The following is a 487-nucleotide window of genomic DNA, read 5'->3' on the forward strand; positions in this document are numbered from 1 at the left end:
ATGCCGAGGACCGGAATCGAACCGGTACGGTGATCACTCACCGCAGGATTTTAAGTCCTGTGCGTCTGCCAGTTCCGCCACCCCGGCGTTGTTCCCTGGTCTTCAGGAAAGCGGAAAACGGGGTTCGAACCCGCGACCCCCACCTTGGCAAGGTGGTGCTCTACCACTGAGCTATTTCCGCATGATGCCGGCTAAAGGACTTGAACCCTCGACCCTCTGATTACAAATCAGATGCTCTACCAACTGAGCTAAGCCGGCAACTACAAAAAAATAAAATGCGGGTGAAGGGACTTGAACCCCCACGCCGTAAGGCGCTAGATCCTAAATCTAGTGCGTCTGCCAATTCCGCCACACCCGCATATTCTTATGAGCCGTACAGGGCTCGAACCTGTGACCCTCTGATTAAAAGTCAGATGCTCTACCAACTGAGCTAACGGCTCATATGGAGGTTAACGGGTTCGAACCGCTGACCCTCTGCTTGTAAGGC

5 tRNA genes are annotated in these 487 nt (G+C 53.8%); all 5 read right to left on the minus strand.

The features are described 5' to 3' along the window. Position 1: 1 nt before the first annotated feature. The 5 genes from RV13_RS20565 to RV13_RS20585 all read right to left on the minus strand — a co-directional run bounded on the left by RV13_RS20565 (position 2) and on the right by RV13_RS20585 (position 440). Positions 2-87: transfer RNA gene (locus RV13_RS20565), tRNA-Leu, on the minus strand. A gap of 22 nt (positions 88-109) precedes the next feature. Next, positions 110-181, minus strand: a tRNA-Gly gene (locus RV13_RS20570). A gap of 4 nt (positions 182-185) precedes the next feature. After that, positions 186-258 (minus strand) — tRNA-Thr (locus RV13_RS20575). A gap of 18 nt (positions 259-276) precedes the next feature. Continuing rightward, positions 277-358 (minus strand) — tRNA-Leu (locus tag RV13_RS20580). 9 nt (positions 359-367) lie between these two features. After that, positions 368-440: transfer RNA gene (locus RV13_RS20585), tRNA-Lys, on the minus strand. Positions 441-487: the final 47 nt, after the last annotated feature.

Origin of the sequence: Enterococcus raffinosus, assembly GCF_001886185.1 — a bacterium.
GTDB lineage: Bacteria > Bacillota > Bacilli > Lactobacillales > Enterococcaceae > Enterococcus_A > Enterococcus_A raffinosus.